Origin of the sequence: Actinoplanes sp. NPDC049802 (assembly GCF_040656595.1) — a bacterium.
Classification (GTDB): domain Bacteria; phylum Actinomycetota; class Actinomycetes; order Mycobacteriales; family Micromonosporaceae; genus Actinoplanes.
This window is the reverse complement of record NZ_JBFAMR010000061.1, coordinates 31,190-53,596: the sequence shown is the minus strand read 5'-3', so window position 1 is coordinate 53,596 and position 22,407 is coordinate 31,190. Positions and strand designations below refer to the sequence as shown.

Here is a 22,407-nt window from a genome sequence, read left to right as displayed (position 1 = left end):
CCGAGGGCTCCGCGTCCTCTTCCAGCATCGCCCGATCTCGCCGCCTTCGCCCGTGTCGCACCAATCAACACATTCGCGTTGCTGAGATCAGCTCACTGAGGCTTATTCATCCTGCGTAGCGGTCGGCCTCGACGTGGTGCAGAACGAGGATGGCCTGCACGATCGCGGTGGCGCGGCGCGGGCAGCAGCGAAGCTTGGCCAGGATCTTCCAGGTCACGCCGTGGCGTTTGCGCTTGCCGGAGTAGTACGGCTTCTGGTCGGCGACCCGGTCGATCGGGATCAGCGCGCCGTCCAGGATCGCGTAGGCCAAGGGCAGCGACTTCGCCGCTGGCGGGATCGGCGTCCTCGGCCGGCTCCAGCGGCGCATCATCGGCCGTTCCACCAGGGTGTACAGCAGCCAGCCGCCGACCAGTGTGACGGCGAGGAAGATCTCGACGACCCCGATCCCGGCCGGTGCGCTGAAGCCCCTGGCCCGGCTGCGCCACACCCGCACGGCCGGCGCCGGACCGGACGTGTGGCTGCTCGGAAGCGGCACGACGGCCGCCGAGATCGCCGCCCGGCAGCTGCTCGGCTACTGTTACGGCCACTTCCTCAACCCTGACGGCAGCCGCACCAGCCTGGACATGTTCCGGTCCGCCGCCGCGGGCGCACCCCGGATGCTGGCGGTCCGGGTCTTCGTCGCCGCGACGGTGTCCGCCGCCGAGGCCCAGGCCGCCGACTACCTGCTGTGGCGCAGCCGCAAGGACCTCGGTGCCGACGAGCCGCTGCCGCCCGCCGGCGAGGCCGACCGGCACCACTGGACGGCCGCCGAACGCACCCGTGCCACCCGCAACAGCCGAGCGATCGTGGTCGGCGACCCCCGCCAGGTGCGCGAGACCATCACCACCATGGCCGCCATCCACGACGTCGACGAGGTAATGATCAACATGTTGCTGCCGGAGATCGGGGAACGCGTCAGCGCGTACCGCCTACTCGCCGATGCCTTCAACCTTCGACAGTGACCTGGCGGCCCCGGCGGACGCCCGGCGGGCCTCAGGCCCTCGGCCCGGCTGCCTGATCGGCACGCCCAAGACAGAAAGTCGACGCGGACGGCCTTCTGACTTGATCACGCCCGGAACCGATCGCGGTACGACCGAACGCGCTGGCGTCCCGAACGGCTCCGCGCAGCGAGTTGAGCCTGCATCCGCAAGACGGGCATACTGCCGCGAAGACCCGAATGATTGTAGGACCGGTCGGAGCACATGACCCCGGCGGCCGTAACTGACATCAGCCGTTGGTACCACCCGACCGTGGCCATTCTGCGGCGATGAGCGGCGCTGCGGCGGAGGCTCCATCAACGTCCATTTCAGGCCGAATGCTGCCGCGCCAGCGGTTTGCGCTCGTGACACCGCTCGCCGTGGCTCCATCGGTGCAATCTTTCCGGCACGAGAAGACGCCTCGGTCGACCGATGGTCGCGATGGCCACGACCGGCCAGATGAGTGCACCTGGCTTTGAGCATGGAGCCCTATTCAGAACAGGGCTGGAGGCAGTGGCGCGGTCCCGCGTGAGGGTGACGATGCGTAACGGCGGTCGTCCGGTGAGGGTTCGCCTGGGTTGTGTGGACTCAGGAGTACCTCGGTGGACGACCGCCGCGTAGTGAGCGTATGACCGGGCTGCGCCCGGACCAACTCGCAGCCCTGATTCTGACGGTGTCCACCCTTGTGGGTGACTGGCAGCCGAAGAAGGGCCGTCGCAAGATCCTGGACCTGCACCGGGCGGTGGTGCTGACCTTGTTCCTGCTGCGGCACGACAACGTCCAGGACGTCGCGGGTGAGCTGTTCGGGTGTTCACAGCCGACGGTCTCGCGGGTGTTCCGCATGATCAGGCCGCTGCTGGAGCAGGCCACGGCCGCAGTCGCCGCGCAGGCGGTGCAGCGGGCCCGGCTGGGTGCGGTGCTGCTCGACGGGTTCGTCGCGCCGACCGGCGAACGCACTGACCGGACGGACCTGTTCTCCGGCAAGCATCGCCTGTCCGGCATGAACGTGCAGGTCATCGCCGACCTGGACGGCCGGCTCGTCGACACCGGAACGCCGATCGGCGGCGCACGGCACGACAGCGTCGCATTCACCGCATCTGGGCTGCCTGAACGGTGGGCCGCTCACCTCGCCGACGGCGGGCCGGGCATGCTCGCCGACAAGGGCTACCTCGGCTGCGAGCCACGACGCCGTACCGCAAGCCGCCCGGCCGTCCGTTGACCGAGGTCCGCAAGAGCTGCAACCGAGCGTTGAACAGCCTGCGTGCTGCCGTGGAACGCGCCATCTCGCACCTGGTCAACTGGAAGATCCTCGACCTCGGCTACCGCGGCCGGATCTCCGAGTTCCCCGACGTGCTACGCACCGTCACGAATCTTGAGATCTACCGGACACGCGCCTGACGACGTTCTGAATAGGGCTCATGGTGTCAGTGCCTGCGACGCAGCCGAGGTTCAGCTTTCGCCGCAGCGTAGTTCGCGAACCTGGCGCATCATCTCGGTCTCATGGGCGCTGGCTTTGATGTCCTGCCTAGCGCAGTTCAGGACGCCACCCCTACCGACCGATTCCCACGAGATCACCGTGCCTTCGTTCGTTACGCCGTCGCAGCTGTAGCGAAACGGTACGTCGACGGCTCGGATCCATACGTACCCCACGAAGCGCCCGGTCCAGAAGAAGGTCGAGGAGTCGCCTGTAGCAGGGCGGTGCACGGTGCCGTAAGCGACCAGCGGCCGCCGTTCCTCTGCGTATGTGGCCACCATCTGGCGGTAGATTTCCTCCGCCGGCACCGGCGGGCCGGCCTGCACCGTGGCCGTCCGGGTGTTGAGCTGGGTATACGGCTCGTCGAGCGTCATGCCTTTGGTGACTGCATCGAGCACCGGCGTTATGCCGGTCAACAGCGGGCTTCTTGACACGGTCCCGAACGTCGTCTGTCCCGACGTACACACGGCTGGCTCGGGTGTTGGCTCGGCAAGAGTGGGCACGGCGGGAGTGGGTTCGGCGGGCGCGGAGCAGCCGGCCAGGAGGAACAGGGCGCCGAGAGCAAGGGACCGTCGCTGCATGGTTGATCACGGTAGATCAGACGGTCATCCGAACCCCGGCACGATCGGCATGCTGGCTGTCGACGCGGCTCCGGTACAGCGTTCGTCGGTGCGGCGGAACGTGTCAAGGATTTGAGGCCAACGGGAGTTATGCGGCCTGAGGTTCCGGCTCGGGTTTGTTGATCCAGACCTGTTCGGGCAGTTCGAGGATCTTCGGTAGGAGCCGGTCGGTGCTGAACCGTTCCGGATTCGCTGCGCGGGCCGCTGCGAGGGTGTCCTCCCGGGCGGCCCGGACCGTGAGGTGGCGGCCGTGGTGGACCTCGGCCGGGGTGTGCAGACCGATCCCGGAGTGCCGGTGACAGTTGTTGTACCAGGTCACGAAGTCGGTCATGAACGCCCGGGCGGCCGCGAGGGACGCGAACCGGTCCGGGAAGACCGGCGCGTACTTCAACGTCTTGAACCAGGCCTCGCTGTACGGATTGTCGTTGGACACCTTCGGCCGTGAGTGCGACCGGGTCACGGTCAGGTCTTCAAGCAGGTCAGCCACCGATTTCGAGGTCATCGACGTGCCCCGGTCAGCGTGGACCACGTGCGGAACGCCGTGGACATCGAAGATCTCCCGCATCATCGACGCGGCCAGCGGCCCCGACTCGCGGGCGTGCACGCGGACACCGACGATGTACCTCGAGTAGACGTCGATCATCACGTAGGCATCGAAGTACGAGCCCTTCGCCGGGCCGGCCAGTTTCGTGATGTCCCAGCTGAACACCTGCCGTGGCCCTGTAGCGACCAGCTCCGGCCGGGTGCGGGCCGGATGCCGGGCCAGCCGGCGACGCTCACGGACCTGCCGGTGCTCACGCAGGATCCGGTACATCGTGGCGATCGAGCCGACGTAGACGCCCTGGTCGAGCAGGGCGGCGTAGACCTGCGCCGGAGCAGCATCGACGAACTGCGGGCTGTCCAGCAGCCGCAGGACCTGCTCGCGTTCGGCCGTGGTGAGCGCGTTGGCCGGCACGGTCCGAGACCGCGTCGAAGGGCTCGGCCGGTGCCGGGCCCGGTCGGCGCTGGACCGGGCGATTCCGGTCATCGCCGCTGCGGCCCGGGTCGTCGTCCCGGCACCGCCGATGATGTTGAGGTTGTCTTGCTGGGTGAAGCGGCCGGTTTTGGGGTCGTACCAGCGTTTGCCGAACTTGGTGAGGTCACCGTTGACCAGCCCTGCCGCATAGCCATACACCACTGGGCGTCGTAGCGGTTTACCTGCCGGTTAAGCCGGTCGTAGGCGAAGTTGCGGGCCCGTCGGCGGCTTGGCGGTAGGGGTTCGGTCCCGCTCATCTGCACATGAAATCAACGCTAGCGGACTAGATGAACTCACTAATAAGGATACCGAAGATCACTGCGGCGATCACGATACCCAGCGCGATGAATGTCATCCGCTGACTTCTCACCAGCAATCACCATCCTCTCGGCAGTCCTGAATCCCTGTACCGTGCCAGAAGTCGTCGCACACCCGGTAAGCTGGGATTTCTCGTTTTACGTCGAGGATCATCAGTATGTTGGTTCGGCTGGTGTACTTGATGATGATCCGGCTGGTCGGTGCTCTCGGGTTGCTGGTTCGTAGCGAGACCGCGGTGGTCGCAGAGGTTCTCGTCCTACGTCATGAGGTGGCGGTACTCCGCCGACAGTTGAAGGGTCGGCCCCGGCTGTCCTGGCCGGACCGCGCCATCCTGTCCGCGCTGGGCCGGCTCCTGCCTGCCGCTGTTCGGGCTCACCGGCTGGTCACCCCTGCCACGCTGCTCGGCTGGCACCGGTGGCTGCTGCGCCGGCGCTGGACTCATCCGCGTAAGGCAAGTCGGCCTCGGATCAGCGACGAGATCCGTGACCTGGTCCGGCGTCTCGCCCGAGAGAACCCACGGTGGGGACATCGGCGCATTCAGGGTGAGCTGCTACGGCTGGGCCACCATATCGGCGCGGGCACGATCCGCCGCATCCTCGCCACCCGGCGCCTCGGCCCGGCACCCCGTGAAGTGGACACCAGCTGGCAGACGTTCCTGCGCGCGCAAGCGCACGGTCTGCTGGCGATCGATTTTTTCCACGTCGACACGATTCTGCTGCGACGTTTGTACGTACTGGTGGTGATGGAGGTGGCCACCCGTCGCGTCCACCTGCTCGGGGTCACCGCTAACCCGGATCACAGCTGGGTCGTCCAGCAGGCCCGCAACCTCGCCATGGACCTCGGCGACCGTGCCGGTCGGTTCCGGTTCCTGATCCGAGATCGGGACGGCAAGTACAGCGCCGCGTTCGACGAGGTCTTCGCTGCCGAGGGCATCACCGTGGTCAAGATCCCGCCGCGGACGCCGCGGGCGAACTGCTACATCGAACGCTGGGGCCGCAGCCTGCGTGCAGAGTGCACCGACCGGCTGCTGATCTACCACGAACGACACGCCCTCGCGGTGATCAGCGAGTACGTGGACCACTTCAGCAATCACCGCCCGCATCAAGGCCGGCAACAGCTGCCGCCCAACCACGACCCGGCCATCGTGATCGCCATGGACGCTCCGGTACGCCGCCGACAACGTCTCGGCGGCGTGATCAACGAATACCACCGGGCAGCCTGAAACGATATTCAGAGTGCCAGCTCACGGCCATGTACAGGGTTTTGGCACGGTACAGGCTCTCAGCCCGACTACTCCGGATGAGAAGTCCTGGTAAGGACCGATACCGATCTGCTCTATACCGCCGCACCGCGAGGGCTGCTGCCCTGGACCCGGATGACGTGTTGGACTTCTGAATGCCCGTTCATCGTTTCTCGACCAAACACCCCAGTTGATTGATATAAGGCCCGCCCGGAGGACTGCCGACGAACGAAGTCGAAGCGTCGAGAGCCCACGGTGGCCGGGGTGCAACTGTTCTGCTCCTGGCGGTGGCTTCATCGACTCGCGGTTCTCGCCGATAGGTCGATCAGCAGCTAATCACGACAATCCGATGGAGGTAAGTCATGTTGCTGAGTCTCGGTACGTCGGCCGGATCCAGCTGGACCTCCTATGCGGCTTGGACGCGGTTGAGCGGAAGCCAGCGGCGGTTGGCCGCCGATATCGCTAGCGGGGCCGATCAGCGGGTCATTGCTGCGGATTGGGCTGCTGTTCAGGACAACCAGGCCCGCGTTCGCCAGCTACGGCCCGGACACGTCCTGGATGTAACGGCCTGACCGTATCGGGTAGGTGGCGCTCTGGCTTTGTCGCGGTGATTGCTTCGCTGATGCAACCGGCGTCGTCGTTGTCTCGCCGACGGTGTGGCCGATGAACCGGAACGGCGCACAGGAGGTGCCTTGATGAATCAGAATCTCGTCTTGATCGCCGAAGATGACCGCGATGTGCGTGAGCTGCTGTCCTTCTCGCTGGAGTCAGCCGGTTATCGGACGGTGGGCGCGCGCGACGGGCGGACCGCCCTGCGGATCTTGCATACCGCCCGGCCGGTTGCCTTGATCACCGATGTGCTGATGCCGGACATGAACGGCATCGAGCTGTGCCGTCTGGTACGCAAGACCGGCGACAGTCGTACCGCGATTCTCATGGTGTCCGCCAACGTCCATCAGCATGATATGGAGGCGGGGCTCAGAGTCGGTGCCGACCGGTACCTGCCGAAGCCTGTCACGCCGCGGCGGCTGGTGGCCGAAATGCGCGACGTCATCACCGGCAAGTTCGCGGCAGCGCCAGCCACCGATCAGAACCCTATCGCCGTTCCGGCCAGCAGCCGGCCCATGGGTACTCCCCGGAGGCAGGCATGGCGGCTGTGCCCGTAACAGTGCTTGGCGGCATACTTTCTTGCCCCTGAGCTGAGTACGAGGGCTTGATGGGCGAGATCGTGCTGGTGGAAGACGATGACGACATCCGAGCCATCACTGCACAGATGCTGCGCCGGGCCGGCCACACGGTTGTGGAAGCCCCGGACGGCGCTGCGGGCCTTCAGGCGGTCCTCACACGTGTACCGCATCTCGTCGTTAGTGATATCGACATGCCGGTGATGTCCGGCCTGGACTTGTGCCGGGTCCTGCGGTCCGATCCGCGGACCGCCAGTCTTCCTGTGCTACTCGTCAGCGGAAGCCTCCTGCCCGGCGATCGGCGGCCGTTCGACGCTCAAGCCAGTGCCATTCTGGTGAAGCCTTTCCGCCGCGGCGAACTGATTGATCGCGTAGAGGAACTCTTACGTGACCGGCCATCAACGAGCTGACTAGCGGACATGCACGCCGGGGCGCCGAGCGTTTCGTGGCAAGCGGGGGTCGGCCCGCGTCTTCTCCAGGTTATCGACGTAGTCAGCGGTGATGTGCTCGGGCGGGGTCGGTGTAGCGGTGGAGGTTGGACGCAGAGCCGGTCGTGGCCGTGGGCGGCAGATCTTCGGTGACGGCAATCGTGCCAGACCTCGTGGGGTTGTCTGTGGGCTCGGCACCTGCCAGGGCTCATTTGATCCGTTCACGTGCCGATCAGGGTCGACGGAGTCACGCTTGGACAGGCGCGTCGGAGGTGCGAGGTGACGGTCGGTAGATCGTTGATGCGTACGGGCCTGTTCGCGCTCGCGTATGTACTGGCTACCGTCGCCGGGCGGCAGACGGTGATGGACGGCACGAACCTGAGCATGGTGTGGCCGGCGGCCGGCGTCCTGGTGGTGTGGTTCTGTGCCCAGCGCCATGCCCGAGCCCGTTGGGCGGATGTCGCCGCGCTCGTCGCGATCACCGTGACGGTGAATCTCGCAACCGGTGCCAGCGGCCGGCTCACGGTGGTGTTCCTGTTGGCCAACCTCGCCCAGATCGGACTGTTCCTGTGGTTGTTCCGCTGCTGGCAGCCAGCGCTGTGGATCGCCGACGGCCGCCAGGAGCTGACCCGGCTGCGGGACCTGTGGCTGCTGCTGGGCGCGGCCACGGCCAGCACCGGCGTCGGCGCCGCTATCGGCACCACCGGCCTGTGGCTGATCAACGGGCACTTCGCCTGGTCGTCCGGTGCGGTGTGGCTGGCTCGCAACACCGCCAGTGTCCTGCTGATCGGCGCGGTCGGTCTGCGTATCAGTTATGCCTGGCACAACCGTCCCACGCGCTGGGCCTGGCACGATGCGGGCCGGTGGGCACGCACGGCGTTGCGGGCGAGCAGCGGGTTGCGCGTTGCCGAATACACGGCGCTAATCGGGTGCTCGGCGCTGGCGTACTGGCTGGCGTTCGCCGTGGTGCAGGGCCTGCCAGTGGCGTTCCTACTGATCGCGGTCACCGTGTGGGCAGGGCTGCGAATGCCGACCACCTTCGTGGTCTGCCACGACCTGGTCGTCGGCGCCGTCGCGGTGCTGTTCACGCTGTACGGCTCCGGCACGTTCGCCGCGATCGGCGACCACGCGACCCGGGCCTTGGTCGCGCAGGTGTTCGTCGGCATGGTGGCCGTGATCGGCCTCGCCCTGGCCCTGGGGCGTGACGAACGCCGGACACTGATGGCTCAGCTGGTCGCTGAGAAGGAGGAGGCCGCGCAGAGCGCCGCCCTCAACCGGGCGATCATCGACTCGATGGCCGACGGTCTCGCGGTGATCGACGCCGAGGGGCACGTGCTGCTGCGTAACGAGGCCGCAGCACGGATGCTCGGCGGCCGTACCGGCCCCGGCGATCAGCTCACCGACACCGGCTTCTACGGCCTATTCCACCCCGACGGCAGTCCGATGGCCGACCACGAGAGCGCCTACGCCCGAATCATCGCCGGCGAGGGCCACGCCGTGCACGAGATGCTGATACGCAACCCGGACGTACCCGACGGCCAGATCGTGACGGCGACCGGCACCCGCCTGGACGACCAACACGGCGGCGTGCGCGCCGTGCTGCTCCTGCACGACATCACCACCGAACGCCGCCACCGCGACGAGCTACGGCAAGCCCACGACGCGTTGCAGGCCCAGCAGGCGTACCTGACCCAGGTTCTCGACGCCATCGACGTCACCGTGATCACTTGCGACACCAGCGGCACGATCGTGCACGCCAACCGCACCGCCCGCGGCGCACTGCCCGACGGCCCGGACGCGCACACCGTCGCCACCGCCACCCCACGGATCGGTCTGACGCATCCCGACGGCGTCCCTGTGGCCGTCGAGGACACGCCACTGATGCGGGCGTTGCGGGGCGAGCACGTCGACGGCATGGAAGCCGAAATCGCTCTGCCCGACGGCAGCACCAAGGCGGTACTGCTGCACGCCCGCCCACTCACCGATACCACCGGACAGCTGATCGGGGCAGTCGCCGCCTCCTACAACGTCACCGCGCTACGCGAACGCGAAGCCGACCTGCAAGCATTCGCCGGCGTCGCCGCCCACGACCTGAAAGCTCCCCTCGCCGCCGTCGCCGGCTACGCGGAGATCCTCGACGACGAACTACCCGCCGACACCAGCGCAACAGTGCGATCCATGCTGGCCCGCATCACTGGCGGCGTGGACCGGATGCGCAGGCTCATCGACGACCTGCTCTCCTACGCCACCGCCCGTGACGCCGCTCTGAACCTGCAGCCGGTCGACCTCAATGCCATCGTCGCCGACGTGATCGCCGAACGCACCGCCCACCTGCGCACCCACGGCAGCGACGGGCGACCGGTGCTGTTCCCCGACATCTACACCGGCCCGCTGCCCACCGTGCACGCCGATACGGCGATGATCCGGCAGCTACTGGACAACCTGATCGGCAACGCCCTCAAATACACCCTGCCCGGCCAGCCCGCCCGCATCGACATCTCCGCTCACCGCAGGCCCGGCGACAGTCACCACCGCATCGTCATCGCCGACCGCGGCATTGGTATCCCCGACAACGAGAAACCCCACGTCTTCGCCTCGTTCCGCCGCGCCGGTAACCACGGCAACCGCCCCGGTACCGGCCTGGGCCTGGCAATCTGCCAGCGCATCGTCGACCGACACCACGGCACCATCACCGCCGCCGACAACCCCGGCGGCGGTACCCGCATCCACTTCACCCTGCCCACCACCGACCAGACCGCCATCACAGCCGCATCCGAGCCGACCCCGGCCGCGGTACAGAGCAGCCGAGGCCCCGGCCGGTAGGGATTCATCCTTATCCATCTCGGCTGTCCGCAGCAACTGTGCCCGTGTACTTCCAGGTTCGGCAGCCGCAGCGTCCGACAAGTCGTCGGCGTCGAGGGCCGATGCCGGATACCGTCACGACGACGCAGCCGCACCAGCCAACAACGTGAACCGCCCCAACGGGCCCGTGATCATCTCCTCGTCAGTTGCGCGACCTGTTCCGCTTGTGATCGGTGACAAGCGTTATGTCCCCCGCAGGATGGGAAAACGCCAGAGAGGAATCGACGCGAGGAGGGGACTGCGGTGGACACGGTGGATCCCGGGCTGGGCGGCCTGTCGAGGGAGTCGGCCGAGGCGGATGCCGTCGAGCAGGTCATGCCGGTGATCGAGACAAGCGAGGAGCCGGCACCGGCAGCACCCTCGTTGGAGGCAGACGCCGCTGATGCCGTCGAGCAGCAGCAGATCGTGGTGACCGACGAGGAGGAATATCGCAGATAGCTCGACCGCATCGCCACGTCGGGTCCCGTCGCCGAGAGTCGCCGGCGCATGAGCCTCGCTGCGGCACGACCGGCCGGCGCGGAGTACACGCGTACGGGAATCGCTGGCTATGCGGCCCAAGACTGCTGGTGTCACGACGGCAGCAGCTCTGCTGACGTTTCGTGAGTATTGGTAGGGCTTTTGAGGCTTTTCAACCGGTGTTCGCTTAGCGGATCAAGGTGACCGAGTTCCGGCCGATCAAGGGGTTATGGAGTCTTCCTTCACGCTTCCGCGCGGTGCCCGGTTGTCCGAGGCTTCGTGGCTGGCCCGGCACCGGATCGTCAGCCGGCTGCTGTGGCTGCACGCCCCGGCCTTCCTGGTGTTGGGGGTCCTCGGACCCCGCCCGGCGTGGGAGACCATGGGTTTGGTGGCCGCTCTGGCGGTGTGGGCTGGGCTGGTGCCGTTGCTTCGCAGCGCCAAGGCGAAGGCGTCGCACACCAGTGTCGGACTGATCGCCTGTACGTTCATCGCGATCGAGCTCTCCGGGGGTGCGATGTCGGCGCACATCCACCTCTACGCCGTGCTGATCTTCGTGGCGCTCTACCAGCAGTGGGCGCCGCTGGTGTCGGCGATCGTGGTGGTCGTCGTCCATCACGCTGTGGTCGGTCTGATCGCCCCGGACCGGGTGTTCGGCACGCACCACATGCCCACGGCGGACGCGCTGGTCGAAGTCGCCGTACACGCCGGCCTGGTGACTCTCGAAGTGGTCGGCATCGTGGTGTTCTGGCGTTTCGCCGAACAGGCCGAACACGAGAACGAGGCCCTGGCCCGGCAGGCAGATCAGGCCCGGCAGGAACAGGAGCAGGCGGAGCGGCAAGCCGCAGAACGCGCTGCCGAGGAACTGCGGATGCGGTCGGAGCAGACCGCCGAGCAGGCGCGGCGGATCACCGCTGAGATCGCGACGATCAGCATGGAGGCGCACGCGGCGATCTCCGCGGTGGCCGCGGTGGATCGTGAGCTGGCCGCTTTGACCGCCTCGGTCAATGACATCGCGGCGCGGTCGGCGCGGGCCGCCACGACAGCCGCGAACGGTAAGGACGCGGCCGCGTCGGCTGGTGCGAAGGTGCAGCAACTGGAACGTTCGGTAGGGGAGATCTCCGCGGTGAACGCGCTGATCGCTTCCCTGGCGGAACAGACGAACCTGCTCGCGCTCAACGCCACCATCGAGGCCGCCCGCGCCGGCGAGATCGGCAAGGGCTTCGCGGTGGTGGCCGGTGAGGTCAAGGACCTGGCCAGAGAGACCGCGACTTCGGTGGAGCGTGTCAACGCGGTGATCACCACCATCGTCGCCGAGACCGACGACGTGGCGCAGACGTTCTCGGCCACCACCGGTGCCGTCGACGACATCCATCAGCTGCAACTCAACATCGCCTCATCAGTGGAGCAACAGGCGGCCGTTCTCGCCGAGGTCACCACCCAGCTGTCCACCGCCACCGCCGCAGCCAACCAGGTCCTGACCGGGCTGGAAGCGCTAACGGCAGGCAGCGCGTCGACAAACCCGCGGACGACTGCGTCCGGGTGACGGATTGACCGGGTTGCCCGACGCCCTCGGCCAGCGGCTTCCCCGCCCCTGGCGACTTCGAGGCCCCTCTCCACCGGGCCGATGGCGTTGGTACCTCACGGCTCGGTCGCCGCACCGGGTGCGTCTGGGTGCTCCTGCAGTGGTCGGACAGCGGCGGCCGGGCTGTGAGTGTCGTTGTCGTACGGGCCGGGAGAATCGAGCAACCCGATGACCTCCAACATCCGGCGTACGACCCCTGTCGCGTTGACCAGGCGAAACGTCATGTCCGCAGACCGCGCGGCCGTGTATCCCGTCAGGACTGCCCCGATAGCCTTCGAATCGATGAAGGTGGTACCGGCGAGGTCGACGGTCACGGCGTCAGTTCGGGAGTCCTCGACGGCGCCGACGACAGCGCCGGTGAGTTCTTCTGCCGCCTCGATGTCGAACTCACCGGTCAACACCAGGATCACCGTCGTGCGGCCGTCCTCGCCGGTCTCCCATCGCTGGCCGATGGCGAAGAGTTCTGTCACATCCGGTTTGTAACAGCTATCGCAACAGTTCGAAACGGCGGCCCGCGTCGTCCTCGCCGACTCGGACAGTAGTGACAATCGTGTATCACCACGACAGCAGGCGAGCGACGTGATGCTGGTGGTGTGGGGTGTCACGAGGAAGTCCTCAGAATGAGGACTGGCCGTCCGATTCAGCAGACGTGCCGGAACAGGTCTTCTTGCTGGCGAACATGGTGATCACGGTGGCGTACGCCTCGATTATGGTGGCTATCGTGGTCCCGGTTGCGCGGGCCGGGCAGTTGCGCACCAACAAGCTGGCCGTGGCCACCTCCATGATCTTCTTCAGTTGCGCGGTAGGCCATGCGCTGCACGCGGTGATGGCATACCTGACCATCGTCCAGGGCCCCACGATGCATCACATGCCGGGCGCAACAGTCGGTTGGACGTGGACGTCGGCTCTGTGGGACGTGCTCACCGCCGCGGCGGGCATCTACTACTGGAGCCTACGACGGGGTTACCGGGTACTGCTGGGCGAAGGGGCCATCTACGTCGACCCCTGGGTCAGCACCGCCTCGACGAAGCCGCCGCCCGCGAACGCGCCGCGCATGATTTGGCCGAGGCGCAACGCGCCACCCTCGCGACCGTGGTCGAGCACAGCGACGACGCGATCGTCGGCCTGACCCCGGAAGGGTTGATCACCGCCTGGAACCACGGCGCGGAGAGGTTGTTCGGCTACACGGCTGCGGAGATGCTGGGCCGACCCGCCACCGTGCTGGCCGACCAGTCCGGTGCCGAACACCAGGCGGACGTGCTCGCGCGGATCCGCCACGGCGCCGGCGCGCAATCCTACGAAGCACGCCGGCTGCGTAAAGGCGGTGTCCCGGTGGACCTGGCGCTGACGATCACCCCGATCCTGGACCAGGGCGGCACCGTGATCGGCATCTCGGCGATCGCCCGCGACATCACCGCGGCCAAGGAAGCCGCCGAACGGCAGCGCGCCATCGAACAGCGCACCAACCAGGCGTTGCGGATGGAGAGCCTCGGCAAACTCGCCGGCGGTGTGGCGCACGACTTCAACAACATCCTGGCGATCGTCGCGAACTACACCGACTTCGCCATCGAGGAGACTACCGACCGCCCGCACGTGCAAGCGGACCTGAAACAGGCACGCACGGCGCTGGACCGGGCCACCAACCTGACGCGGCAACTACTGACCTTCACCCGTGGCGACGCCATCCAACCCCAGGACGTCGACCTGAACGCCTCCATCGGCGAGGCCTGCGCGATGCTGCAGCGCACCATCGGCGAGCACATCACCCTGATCACCCGGCCCTCGGCGCAACCGCTGACGGTGCACGCCGACCCCGGACAGATCCAGCAGGTCCTGCTCAACCTCGCGATCAACGCCCGCGACGCCATGCCCGACGGCGGCACGCTGGTGCTGGAAGCCAACACGGCAATCCTCGACGGCACCGAAGTCGACATGCAACCACCGCTGCCCGCCGGCACCTATGCCCGGCTGCTGGTCAGCGACACCGGTGAAGGCATGTCCGCCGAGACCGTCGCACGGATCTTCGAGCCCTTCTACACCACCAAACCGCAGGGCAAAGGCACCGGGCTCGGCCTGGCCACCGTCTACGGCATCATCACCGAAGCCGGCGGCAGCATCAACGTCTACTCCGAACCCGGCATCGGCACCACCTTCCGCATCTACCTGCCACTGATGACAACCCCCACCGCGGCAGAAACCCGCCCCACCATCGACCAGGCACCAGCACCCGGCGACGGCCGCACCGTGCTCGTCGTCGAGGACGAGCCGGCCCTGGCCCGCGTCGTCACCCGGATCCTCACCAACGGCGGATACCACGTCATCGCCGCCGCCAACGGTCCGCAAGCACTGACGCTCTACGACGAGCACGGCTGCGACATCCTGCTGACCGACGTCATCATGCCCGAGATGTCCGGACCCCGGCTCACCGAGCTACTCCACGACCGCGACCCCGACCTACCGGTGCTCTACATGTCCGGCTACAGCAACGGTCTCCTCGGCACCACCCACGTCCTCGCCGACGACATCGCCTTCATCGAAAAACCGTTCAGCGCCGGCGAACTCCTCCACAAACTCGCCGCAACCACCATGGCCGCAACCGGCGAGAAGTGATACCTGCGAGCTGAAGCACGCTCCACCGACAGGCCGAAGCGTGGTCCGATCATCACCACGCAATGCGTAGCATCCGTGATGACCCAACCGCACGATACGCAGCGAAGCTCGTCATTCCGAACAGATCGGGTCAGCAGCCACCACCTGCTCAACCTCTGGCTCCAACACATGGTCGCGGAGAGCCCGCCGCATCGTCAGCAGCGACTCACCGGATGACAGCTGGTGCGTGCACCGGGCGCGGGCAGAAACGAGACCAACGCGCGGTGCCTGCGGCCGCATGAGACACCCAGCTCGACACTGACCGGGCGAGCAGAGTGGTCCAGACGACGCCCGCTGAGGCATCCCGCCGCCGCTGGTTGTGGTTCGAGCCGACCCACAACCATGATCGAGTAGGGTCGCGACGCACACAGCATGCGATACCCGAAGGACAGCATGCGATACCCGAAGGAAGGAATCGGATGAGCCAGGCAACGGTCGACGCGACCCACTCCCAGGTCGAAACGACTCGGCGACTAGTAAGCCCCGCCGGTCGACTTGGCGCACAAGTCATAGATGGCTTACTCATCGGCGTGACCGCCGGCATCGGCTGGCTTGTCTGGGCATCCTGGATCTTTGAACGCGGTCAGACTCCGGCCCGGCAGATCCTTGGCCATGTGGTCGCCGATGCCCGAACCGGCCTGCCGGTGGCCTGGAGCCGGATGGCGTACCGCGAACTCTTCTTGAAGTTCGTCTGCAGCTACGTCTTCGGCGCTGTGACCCTCGGGATCTTCTCGCTGATCGACGCGCTGATGGTCTTCGGTGACCGGCACCGTACTTTGCACGACCGGATGGCCGACACCATCGTGATATACCGCTAGAAAGCTTTCGGGCTTGGGGTCTGCCGCGCTCCCGTTGCGCCAGGAGCCCCCGCCGGCCCTGCACGGTGCGGAGCCAGAGCTATGGGCGGTCTTCTCTCCTGACTCTTTGAAGATCTACTCGGGCCCCGGCGCAAGCTTTCGCGCGGCAGCCTCATGAACCGGATATTCGGCACTGCCGGAAGGGCTGCCCGCCGTCCACAGCCATCACCACACCGCGAGTGGCACGCCGGTTCCCTCGTATCCTTTCGCCGGCGCCCGCCGTCGCCACCGGATAGACCCGGACTGCGGCAGCGCGGCGCTGCCCCGGCACCCGCAGACGGCTCGCCCTGTGCCGGCCACCGGCCTCGCGCCAGGCCCGGCATGCACGGCCCGGTGGCAGCCTTGACCGGGACGACAAGCACCGCCGCGGGAGTCACGCACAGTAATCAGTACGGGGTTGCGGATCGGGTTGCGAGTCGCCTGGGAAAGTCCTGCTCAGCATCAAAATCCACTATGGACGGACCACGTCTGCGACACGCGATCACCATCCGATCACCACGCTCCCACAAAGTGGGATCCTTGAGGCCGAAAATGGGAAAGAAGAAGGCCGTGACCCTTGTTTCCGCAGGTCACGGTCTTGATCATCTGTGCGCCCGAAGGGACTCGAACCCCTAACCTTCTGATCCGGTGCGCCGTGAGGCGATGTTGTTCGAGTGGAGGTGAGAGACCGCCACCGTCTGCCTGTCGCAGCAGGTGGGCGTAGCTGAGGGCAGCCTGGTCCGGGTGGTGCCGGAGCGGGTGGGAAGCGGCCCTGACAAAGCCGGGGCGTGCCAGCACTGCCAGATGGTGCGGGTCCGGCGAGCGAGACGAAGAGGAGTACGCGAGGAACCGGCGTTATTACGTCCCTTAATGGGTTACCGGCTCGAACCTGGTGGATCAGGGCCGGATGACGGTGATTCCCCGAGCGCAGACGCGGTCGGGGAACTCTCGGGCTGGGTCAGATCGCTGGTCCGGGAGGCGGTGGGGAAGGTCTGCGGCGTACCCACCGCAAGGCCGTCAGGGACAAAGTCGGGCTCCTCCTTCGACGAACGAACAGCAGTGAACACGGGAACCACCCGGCCGCGACTCCCGAGCCGTCCGCATCCAGCGGGCCGGTCCGGGATAGGCGCACCGACCGCCGATACGGGTCGGGTGGGACGGAGCCGCCGTAGTACTCCGAGCCGGGGAAAGCCCGGCACATGGGGAAGGGCGGCAGCGGTTACGCGAAGGGATGGATGCTGTAATGCCGCAAGACGCGCCGCCGAACGGCGACGCCCGGCCGGATGTGAGTCCGGTTGATCGGGTAGCGGAGATGCAGGCCAAACTTCATCGTTGGGCGGCGGCCGATCCCGGCCGCCGGTTCGATGACCTGTTCAACCTCGTGCACGACCCGGCGACGCTGATCATGGCGTTCGACCGGGTCGCCGGTAACCGGGGAGCCCGCACTCCCGGCGTCGACGGCCTGACCGTCGACCACGTCGAGCAGTATGTGGGCGTCCCGGGGTTCCTGACCGACCTACGTGCCCGGTTGAAGGCGGGCACGTTCCGGCCACTGCCGGTACGGGAACGCAAGATCCCGAAACCCGGCGGGTCGGGCAAGGCCCGCAAGCTCGGTATTCCGACCGTGGCGGACCGGGTCGTGCAGGCGGCGCTGAAGCTGGTGCTGGAACCGATCTTCGAAACCGGTTTCGAGCCGGTCTCCTACGGGTTCCGGCCCAAGCGGCGCGCCCAGGACGCGATCGCCGACATCCACCAATACGGCACCAACGGGTACCGGTGGGTGCTCGACGCGGACATCGAAGCGTGCTTCGACTCCATCGACCACACCGCGTTGATGGACCGCGTCCGAGCCAGGGTGACCGACAAACGCGTGCTGGCGCTGGTGAAGGCGTTCCTCAAAGCCGGGATCCTCACCGAACTCGGTGACCGGCGGAACACGCATACCGGCACGCCGCAGGGCGGCATCCTGTCTCCGCTGCTGGCCAACATCGCGTTGTCGGTGCTCGACGAGCATCTGACGGCGCCGTGGAAGCCGGGCGGGACGATGTCGACCAGCGGACGCCGTAACTACCGGCGCAGCCGGGGGTTGCCGACGTGGCGGCTGGTCCGTTACGCCGACGACTTCGTGGTCCTCGTCCACGGAACCCAGGACCACACGGCCGCGCTGCGCGAGGACGTCGCCGCCGTGCTCGCTCCGCTCGGCTTGCGCCTGTCGCCGGCCAAGACGCGGATCGTGCACCTCAGCGACGGGTTCGACTTCCTCGGCTTCCACATCCAGTGGCAGCGCAAGCGAGGCTCGAACCGCTGGCATGTGTATACGTTCATCGCCGCCCGGCCGATCCGGTCGTTGAAGGCGAAGATCCGAGCACTGACCCGCAGGACATCACAGCAGGACCTGAAATCCGTGCTGACCAGGCTCAACCAGGTCACGCACGGCTGGGCCAACTACTTCCGGCACGCCGTCGCCAAGCACACCTTCCACACCCTGGACCGGTTCGCCTGGCAACGGCTGATCACGATGCTCATGCACCGGCACCGCTGGAACTGGAAGGCCGTCCGCAGACAGTTCACCACGCCGACCGGCAGGTGGCTGCCCATCACCGCGGACGGGACCGCGCACCAGCCGATCGCGGCCACCCCGGTGACCCGCTACCGGCAACGCACGATCCCCAACCCCTGGCCCACACCCGACAACGCCTGACGACAGCAACCGTGGAGAGCCCGTTGCGCGGAGACGCGCACGGCGGGTTCGGCGAGCGGCCTGGAGAAACGGACCAGCGGCAACGCGGCACCGCGCTCCAGGCCGACTCAACTAGACAGCGCCCCAATCAGAAGAGCTCAGAGCTATGTTTAGAGTCGATGCCAAGGTCCGATTAACTATGCTTTGGCATGGACTTACTCTTGTCAAGTCCTGATTCTCACATACTAGGATACCGGCTAATCTCTGCGGCCATGTCGTCGTGGCGCAACGGGTCGCGGATGCGCCAGCACCGGATGCGACTGCTGGCCAAGCCCGCGGTGCGGAATTTGGCTGGTGTGGTACCTGGTCGGCGTGGCCTCTACGCGCGTATGACCGACGGCTCGGCCCTGTTGTTTGCCGTCACCGCGCTTACCGAGTCGGCTGCGCCTGAGCCTCAACGAACGGCTTTCCGGTCTTGTGGCGGGGGACGGCACTGGTGAGCTGCACGGTTTCACTCTGCGCGGCTGGGTATCCGGGATAGTGTCGGGAAGATCCATCCCATCCTCCGGAGCCCGGCGCAAGGACGGCACGACTGCCGTTGCGGACGCTATTTCCAGTCCGGAGCATCTGCACCTACGCGCATTCGTCTGGCGATGCGCCTACCGTCTTCGGGAGGTCACTGTGCTGTCGGACAAGGCTCGGCCGATTGTCGAGGCCACGCTGCCGGTCGTCGGTGAGCACATCGAGGAGATCGCGAACCGGTTTTACGCCCACATGTTCGCCGAGCATCCTGACTTGCAGGATGGGGTGTTCAACCGCGGCAACCAGGCCGAGGGCAGTCAGCCGAAGGCTTTGGCCGGTTCGGTGGCGGTGTTCGCCACCGCGCTGGTGAAGGATCCGCAGCTGCCGGAGCGGCTGCTGACCAGGATCGCGCACAAACATGCGTCGCTGGGAATCCGCCCGGCTCAGTACCAGATCGTGCGGGACAACCTGATGTGGGCGATCGGCGATGTACTCGGCGATGCGGTCACTACGGATGTGGCTGCGGCCTGGGACGAGGTGTACTGGCTGATGGCCTATGCGTTGATCCATCAGGAACGCGGCCTATACAGCGCTCGTGGGGTGACCGCTGAGCGGGTGTGGCGGCAGTGGGCGGTTTCGGAGAAGATCCAGGAGACCGATGACGTGGTGCAGTTCGTGATGCGGCGCGTCGATGACCGGCCGGTCAAGACGTCCTTGCCGGGTCAGTACATCACTGTGAACGCACCGATGCCCGACGGGGTTCGCCACGCCAGTTCAGTCTGACCCGCGCTGATGACGGCGAGCACCGGTACTTCGCGGTCAAGCGGGTGCACGGCGGTGGGAAACCTGACGGTGAGGTGTCGACGTTCCTGCACGATCGGGTGCAGGTGGGCGACGAGCTCACCATGAGCGTGCCGTACGGCGACGTCGTGCTCGACGACGGCGGCCGGCCGGTGGTGTTCGTCAGTGCCGGTATCGGGGTGACCCCAATGGCCGGGATGATCTCCCATCTGGTTGCGGCCGGCTCGCACCTGCGAGTGACGCTGTTGCACGCCGACACGAACGAGAGGTCGTTCCCGCTGCGCCGGCAACTGGCCGACGACCTGGCCCGGCTGCCCGAATCGGCGCTGCACGTGTGGTACGAGGACGGCAGCGGCAGCGAGCTACCGGTGACCGGCGCCCACGCCGGCATGATGGACCTGTCCGCGATCGAGCTACCGGACAACGCGGTCTACTACCTGTGCGGGCCGATCCCGTTCATGCAGGCAATGCGCGGGGCACTGCTCGGGCGGGGTGTCGGCGTACGGGACATTCAGTACGAGGTGTTCGGCCCTGATTTGTGGCAGGCCGACACCGACTGACAGGCCTCGAGCGGCCGCAGTCGTCCGGAAGAACTGCGGCCGCCCGGAATGCGGGCGGCTGCAGTTGGTTGCGCGTTCTGTCTCACCGGCTCGCGGCGGGCGAGATGCGGATGCCGACGCGGTCCCGGACGGCGTCGACGGCGTCCCAGTCGCTGCCGGTGAGGCTGGTCAGCGCGGCCGGGAACACTCCGTCTTGCTCTTTGAGGATATGGGTACGCAAATCCTGCAGGACGTCGAGCAGGGCAGTCGGCCAGCCGGGGTCGGCCGGGGTGCCGGTGGCGGCCGCTGCCAGGACGTGCTCGACGTGGCGGTGCTCGGCGCGTAGTACGGCGATCTGGTCGGGGAAGTCGTCGGCCAGCAGCGGGAACAGGCCTTCTTCTTCGACGGCGGTGTGCGGGGCGAGGATGTCGGCGATCCGGCGGGCGACGGCGGCCATGGTGTCGATGTCGCCGGTGGCGTGCGCGTTGCGGACCTTGCTCATAAGGCCGACGACTTCGTCGTGTTCGCGGGTGAGGTCACCGATCGCGGTGACGTCCTGGCAGCCGCAGTACTCACACATGGGCGGCCTTTCCTTCTCGTGCGTTGTTGCGGGCGACGGACAGGACATCGAGCAGCAGAGCCGCCAGCGCGACCACGGCGAGCAGGGCCAGGCCGAGGGCGTACGACTCGAACTGGCCGTAGATGGATCCCATGACCAGCGGCGGCACGAATCCGCCAAGACCACCGGCCGCGCCCACGACACCGGTGACCGAGCCGACCTGGTTCGCCGGGGCGACCTGCGCGACCAGGGCGAAGGTGGCGCCGCTGCCGGCGCCGAGGGCGGCGGCCATGGCCAGGAACGCGATGGTGCCGACCGGTGCCAGGCCGGGGGTGAACGACTGCACGATCGCGCCGGCGATGACCACGCTCAGGGAGGCGGCCAGCACCCGGCTCGGTGCGATCTTGTCGGAGATCCAACCGCCGACCGGCCGCATGATCACCGCGAGGAGCACGAACCCGGCCATCCGGTTGGCGGCGTCGGCCTGGGTCAACCCGTAGGCGGTCTTGAGGTAGGCGGGCAGGTAGACCGAGAACGCGACGTAGCCGCCGAACACCACCGCGTACAGCGCGGAGGCCTGCCAGGTGATCTTCAACCGGAGAGTTGCGGCGAGGCGCTGAGCGAGCGGCGCGGTGGGCACCGGCCGGTTCGGGGCGTCGCGCATCAGAAGCCAGGCGGCGATTGCGTACACGGCCAGCATCGCGGCGGTGAGCAGGAACGGGGTGGCGGTGCTGCCGGCGTCGACCAGCTTCACGGTGGTGAGGGCGCTGATCGCGGTGCCGCCCATGCCGGCACCGAAGACACCGACGGCGAAGCCGCGCCGGTGCGGCGGGAACCAGGCGTTGACGAACGGGACCCCGATGGCGAAGGCAGTGCCGCCGATGCCGAGGAAGAACCCCCCGATCAACAGGGCGGTAAGCGAGTCGTGCCCGAGCAGGCCGAGATACAGCACGGGGACGATGGTGGTCAGCGACACCAGCGGGAACATGAGCCGGCCGCCGAACCTGTCGGTCAGCGCACCGACCGGGATCCGACCGACCGAGCCCACCACGACCGGCACCGCCACCAGCAGCGCCTGTTGGAAGGAGGTGAGTTCGAGGGCGGCGGTGAACCGGATGGCGAGAGGGCTCAGCAGCGCCCACGCCCAGAAGTTGACCGCGAACCCGATCGTGGCCAGCGTCAGCATCAGACCGGGACTGCCGGTGGTGGCCTGATCCCGCCCTGCGCGGGCCGACGAGGTGCTCATGCGGGCTCTCCCTGTGTCATGGCCGGCGATCCCGGCGGCGCCGTTGCCGCCACGACCGGGCGGGAACGGCTGGGCGCTACGAACCTGTCCCGATCAGATTCTTCGACCACAGGCCTGGTTCAGTAGGGACTTTGTACCCACCGGTTCAGGGCACATGCCGATCTCCTCTGCTGCGCACACAGCCGGCTTCCTGCCGCAACGCACCCGGGCTCGTAGTTCGGTTGCACCGGCTGCCTCCACAGATCCGCAGGGCATGCCCTTCAGTGCCCGATGTGCGGCTCACTGGCCTGTCACCAGCGGTTTGATCGTCGGTAATCAGGCTAAAGCCGTGTTCGGGTTGCAGGGACCAGGTAACCGGACGAAGGTAGGCGTCAAGGTCA

Annotated in this window: 19 protein-coding genes and 2 pseudogenes; 15 read left to right on the top strand and 6 right to left on the bottom strand. The window is 67.1% G+C overall.

Annotated features, from left to right (window positions below):
* Positions 1 to 106: 106 nt before the first annotated feature.
* Positions 107 to 310: pseudogene (locus AB0I88_RS31345) on the bottom strand (hypothetical protein); the annotation flags it as partial.
* A gap of 202 nt (positions 311 to 512) precedes the next feature.
* On the opposite strand from AB0I88_RS31345, the gene AB0I88_RS31340 reads away from it, so the two are divergent.
* The 3 genes from AB0I88_RS31340 to AB0I88_RS31330 all read left to right on the top strand — a co-directional run bounded on the left by AB0I88_RS31340 (position 513) and on the right by AB0I88_RS31330 (position 2,414).
* Positions 513 to 1,001: an LLM class flavin-dependent oxidoreductase gene (locus AB0I88_RS31340; RefSeq protein ID WP_361032758.1), complete on the top strand. Its 489-nt coding sequence runs from the start codon at positions 513 to 515 to the stop codon at positions 999 to 1,001.
* A gap of 688 nt (positions 1,002 to 1,689) precedes the next feature.
* Positions 1,690 to 2,235 (top strand): transposase family protein, encoded by a 546-nt coding sequence (locus AB0I88_RS31335; protein ID WP_361032755.1) that lies wholly within the window; start codon positions 1,690 to 1,692, stop codon positions 2,233 to 2,235.
* A gap of 50 nt (positions 2,236 to 2,285) precedes the next feature.
* Positions 2,286 to 2,414, top strand: a complete 129-nt coding sequence (locus tag AB0I88_RS31330) for a hypothetical protein (RefSeq protein WP_361032752.1) — start codon at positions 2,286 to 2,288, stop codon at positions 2,412 to 2,414.
* Between the two features lie 51 nt (positions 2,415 to 2,465).
* On the opposite strand, the gene AB0I88_RS31325 is transcribed toward AB0I88_RS31330, so the two are convergent.
* Together AB0I88_RS31325 and AB0I88_RS31320 are read right to left on the bottom strand one after the other, a co-directional pair.
* On the bottom strand, positions 2,466 to 2,906 hold the full coding sequence (locus tag AB0I88_RS31325; protein ID WP_361032749.1) for a hypothetical protein: 441 nt from the start codon (positions 2,904 to 2,906) through the stop codon (positions 2,466 to 2,468).
* A gap of 292 nt (positions 2,907 to 3,198) precedes the next feature.
* Positions 3,199 to 4,152 (bottom strand): annotated as a pseudogene (locus tag AB0I88_RS31320) (DDE-type integrase/transposase/recombinase); the annotation flags it as partial.
* Between the two features lie 448 nt (positions 4,153 to 4,600).
* Between AB0I88_RS31320 and AB0I88_RS31315 the strand changes: the two are divergent.
* The 6 genes from AB0I88_RS31315 (at position 4,601) to AB0I88_RS31290 (ending at position 12,156) form a co-directional block, all read left to right on the top strand.
* Positions 4,601 to 5,665: an integrase core domain-containing protein gene (locus tag AB0I88_RS31315; RefSeq protein WP_361032746.1), complete on the top strand. Its 1,065-nt coding sequence runs from the start codon at positions 4,601 to 4,603 to the stop codon at positions 5,663 to 5,665.
* 713 nt (positions 5,666 to 6,378) lie between these two features.
* Positions 6,379 to 6,849 (top strand): response regulator, encoded by a 471-nt coding sequence (locus AB0I88_RS31310; RefSeq protein ID WP_361032743.1) that lies wholly within the window; start codon positions 6,379 to 6,381, stop codon positions 6,847 to 6,849.
* 50 nt (positions 6,850 to 6,899) lie between these two features.
* The gene (locus AB0I88_RS31305; RefSeq protein WP_361032740.1) at positions 6,900 to 7,277 is read left to right on the top strand and encodes a response regulator; all 378 of its coding nucleotides are present in this window, start codon (positions 6,900 to 6,902) and stop codon (positions 7,275 to 7,277) included.
* Between the two features lie 297 nt (positions 7,278 to 7,574).
* Complete coding sequence (locus tag AB0I88_RS31300) at positions 7,575 to 10,118, top strand: ATP-binding protein (protein ID WP_361032737.1); 2,544 nt, start codon at positions 7,575 to 7,577, stop codon at positions 10,116 to 10,118.
* Between the two features lie 282 nt (positions 10,119 to 10,400).
* Positions 10,401 to 10,595, top strand: a complete 195-nt coding sequence (locus tag AB0I88_RS31295; RefSeq protein ID WP_361032734.1) for a hypothetical protein — start codon at positions 10,401 to 10,403, stop codon at positions 10,593 to 10,595.
* A 283-nt stretch (positions 10,596 to 10,878) separates the two neighbouring features.
* Complete coding sequence (locus AB0I88_RS31290) at positions 10,879 to 12,156, top strand: methyl-accepting chemotaxis protein (protein ID WP_361032731.1); 1,278 nt, start codon at positions 10,879 to 10,881, stop codon at positions 12,154 to 12,156.
* A 95-nt stretch (positions 12,157 to 12,251) separates the two neighbouring features.
* On the opposite strand, the gene AB0I88_RS31285 is transcribed toward AB0I88_RS31290, so the two are convergent.
* On the bottom strand, positions 12,252 to 12,800 hold the full coding sequence (locus AB0I88_RS31285; protein WP_361032728.1) for an STAS domain-containing protein: 549 nt from the start codon (positions 12,798 to 12,800) through the stop codon (positions 12,252 to 12,254).
* A gap of 44 nt (positions 12,801 to 12,844) precedes the next feature.
* Here AB0I88_RS31285 and AB0I88_RS31280 point away from each other — a divergent pair, with 44 nt between their 5' ends.
* The 6 genes from AB0I88_RS31280 (at position 12,845) to AB0I88_RS31255 (ending at position 20,243) form a co-directional block, all read left to right on the top strand.
* Positions 12,845 to 13,324, top strand: coding sequence for a hypothetical protein (locus tag AB0I88_RS31280; protein ID WP_361032725.1), 480 nt, complete (start codon positions 12,845 to 12,847; stop codon positions 13,322 to 13,324).
* Positions 13,288 to 14,805, top strand: a complete 1,518-nt coding sequence (locus AB0I88_RS31275) for an ATP-binding protein (protein WP_361032722.1) — start codon at positions 13,288 to 13,290, stop codon at positions 14,803 to 14,805. Before AB0I88_RS31280 ends, AB0I88_RS31275 begins: the two co-directional genes overlap by 37 nt.
* 458 nt (positions 14,806 to 15,263) lie before the next feature.
* A complete protein-coding gene (locus tag AB0I88_RS31270) occupies positions 15,264 to 15,662 on the top strand; it encodes an RDD family protein (protein WP_361032719.1) in 399 nt (132 codons plus the stop codon).
* A 1,330-nt stretch (positions 15,663 to 16,992) separates the two neighbouring features.
* Positions 16,993 to 18,381: a group II intron reverse transcriptase/maturase gene (gene ltrA / locus AB0I88_RS31265; RefSeq protein ID WP_361032716.1), complete on the top strand. Its 1,389-nt coding sequence runs from the start codon at positions 16,993 to 16,995 to the stop codon at positions 18,379 to 18,381.
* Positions 18,382 to 19,041: 660 nt separating this feature from the next.
* Positions 19,042 to 19,665: a globin domain-containing protein gene (locus AB0I88_RS31260; RefSeq protein ID WP_361032713.1), complete on the top strand. Its 624-nt coding sequence runs from the start codon at positions 19,042 to 19,044 to the stop codon at positions 19,663 to 19,665.
* A gap of 74 nt (positions 19,666 to 19,739) precedes the next feature.
* On the top strand, positions 19,740 to 20,243 hold the full coding sequence (locus AB0I88_RS31255; protein WP_361032710.1) for a hypothetical protein: 504 nt from the start codon (positions 19,740 to 19,742) through the stop codon (positions 20,241 to 20,243).
* A gap of 82 nt (positions 20,244 to 20,325) precedes the next feature.
* Here the strand turns inward: AB0I88_RS31255 and AB0I88_RS31250 are convergent, their stop codons facing one another.
* Both AB0I88_RS31250 and AB0I88_RS31245 read right to left on the bottom strand, forming a co-directional pair.
* Positions 20,326 to 20,802, bottom strand: a complete 477-nt coding sequence (locus AB0I88_RS31250) for a hemerythrin domain-containing protein (RefSeq protein ID WP_361032707.1) — start codon at positions 20,800 to 20,802, stop codon at positions 20,326 to 20,328.
* Positions 20,795 to 22,027 carry an MFS transporter gene (locus tag AB0I88_RS31245; protein WP_361032704.1) on the bottom strand — a complete coding sequence of 411 codons (1,233 nt, stop codon included), beginning with the start codon at positions 22,025 to 22,027 and terminating at the stop codon, positions 20,795 to 20,797. Before AB0I88_RS31245 ends, AB0I88_RS31250 begins: the two co-directional genes overlap by 8 nt.
* Positions 22,028 to 22,407: the final 380 nt, after the last annotated feature.